Source organism: Microvirga sp. HBU67558, from assembly GCF_018069605.1.
Taxonomy (GTDB): Bacteria; Pseudomonadota; Alphaproteobacteria; order Rhizobiales; family Beijerinckiaceae; genus Microvirga; species Microvirga terrae.
Window position 1 is genome coordinate 1 of the sequence record NZ_JAGPUP010000326.1, and the last position, 1489, is coordinate 1489.

The following is a 1489-nucleotide window of genomic DNA, read 5'->3' on the forward strand; positions in this document are numbered from 1 at the left end:
CTCACAGACCTGCGAGAGCGATGTACTTGATTTCGAGGAAGCCCTCGATGCCGTACCTGGAGCCCTCCCGCCCCAGCCCCGACTGCTTCACGCCCCCAAACGGCGCCATCTCGTTGGCCAGAGCCGGCGTGTTCACCCCCACCATGCCGCTCTCCAGAGCCTCCGCCACCCGCCACACCCGGGCCATGTCCTTCGCGTAGAAGTACGACGCCAGACCAAACTCCGAGTCGTTGGCCATCGCGATCACCTCCGCCTCGTCGGCAAACGCGATGATCGGCGCCAAGGGCGCAAACGTCTCCTCCTTGGTCACCTTCATGCCTTGAGTCACCCCGGTCATCACCGTCGGCTCAAAGAACGTGCTGCCAAGATCCGAGCGCCGGCCGCCCACCAGAACCCGGCCGCCCTTGTCCAGCGCGTCGGCCACGTGCTCCTCCATCTTGGCCACCGCCCGCTCGTCGATCAAAGGCCCCATGGTCACGCCCGCCTCCGTGCCCCGCCCGAGCTTGAGCTGTTTCGCCTTGTCGGCCAGCTTCGCGGCAAACGCCTCCACGACGCCCGCCTGCACGTAGATCCGGTTGGCGCACACGCAGGTCTGGCCGGCATTGCGGAACTTCGACGCCAGCGCGCCCTCCACGGCCGCATCCAGATCCGCATCGTCGAACACGATGAACGGCGCGTTGCCGCCCAACTCCAGCGACAGCCGCTTGATCCCGTCCGCCGCCTCCTTCATCAGCCACCGGCCCACATTCGTCGAGCCGGTGAACGTGATCTTGGCCACCTTCGGGTTGCGGCAGAACTCCTCGCCGATCGGCCGGGCCTCGCCGGTGATCACCGAGAACGCGCCTTTCGGCACCCCGGCCCGCTCGGCCAGCACCGCCAGCGCCAGGGCCGAGAGCGGCGTCTGGGCGGCGGGCTTGAGCACCATGGTGCAGCCGGCCGCCAGCGCCGGGCCCACCTTGCGGGTGATCATGCCGTTGGGAAAGTTCCAGGGCGTGATCGCCGCGCACACGCCCACCGGCTGTTTCAGCACCACGATGCGCTGGGAGGGATGGGCGCCGGGAATGACGTCGCCGTCGATGCGCTTGGCTTCCTCGGCGAACCACTCGATGTAGGCGGCGTTCGAGATCACCTCGCCCTTGGCCTCGGCCAGCGGCTTGCCCTGCTCGGTGGTGAGGATCAGCGCCAGGTCGTCGGCGTTGGCCACGATCAGGTCGTACCAGCGCCGCAGGACGGCGCTGCGCTCCTTGGCGGTGCGCTTCGCCCAGTCCGTCTGCACCGCGTGCGCCGCATCGATGGCCCGCCGGGCGGCCTCGGGGCCGAGATCGGGCACCGCCAGGATCAGCGCCCCGTCATAGGGATCGGTGACCGGGATCGTCCGGCCGTCGGGCGCGTCCACCCACTCGCCCGCCACATAGGCCTGGCTCACCAGAAGCGACGGGTCCTTCAGATCAACAACACGACGCGCAACAGGGTTCGCATGAACGGTCAT

At 68.4% G+C, this 1489-nt stretch carries 1 protein-coding gene; it reads right to left on the reverse strand.

Translation table 11 applies throughout. The annotated features are described in order from the left end of the window. Position 1: 1 nt before the first annotated feature. Positions 2–1489 (reverse strand): NAD-dependent succinate-semialdehyde dehydrogenase, encoded by a 1488-nt coding sequence (locus tag KBI52_RS01520; RefSeq protein ID WP_210804873.1) that lies wholly within the window; start codon positions 1487–1489, stop codon positions 2–4.

Bases quoted from the DNA above. Each gene is read 5' to 3' on its own strand.
- KBI52_RS01520 (WP_210804873.1), bottom strand. From the start codon at position 1,489: ATGACCGTTCATGCGAACCCTGTTGCGCGTCGTGTTGTTGATCTGAAG.